Below are 492 nucleotides of genomic sequence, written 5' to 3' on the forward strand. Positions count from 1 at the left end.
GTTCTTACCTTGGTAAAGAGTGTGAGCCGAGTATAAATGAATAAAGATGAATCGAAAGTGAACCTTGCCGCTCTCCGAACTCTGGCTAGCGCTCTTGCAGTTCATCTTCAAAAATTTTATCGCGCATCTTCCAAAACGCCGCTTTTCGGGCAATGACAAATTGTGGCTGGTCGGAATCGATGCTGGTGAGCCACCACTTTAGTTGGCGAGGCCTCTTCGAAAGGACGATGTTTGTCCGCCAAGTGAGGTCGCACAAACTGATTCTTAAACAGCAATTTCTGTTTGGCGGTGGTTAAAGGCCAAAATTCATGCACCTGGGCTTGATTATCGCCAAGATAGCTGACTTTTAGCTGCGATTTGCCTTCAGGATTTTTATGCACACTCAACACCATCTCAAGACATTCAAACACCAACGCATCTTTGAGATTTAACGCCTCTTTGAGCTTTTTATCTGGGTCCACTAAAGTGGCATCGCATTCGTGGCAGATGCGC

Annotated in this window: 1 pseudogene; it reads right to left on the reverse strand. The window is 45.9% G+C overall.

Annotated features, from left to right (window positions below):
* Positions 1 to 85: 85 nt before the first annotated feature.
* Positions 86 to 492: pseudogene (locus tag CIK04_RS27510) on the reverse strand (ATP-dependent helicase); the annotation flags it as partial.

It is taken from the genome of Vibrio sp. 03_296 (assembly GCF_002265885.1).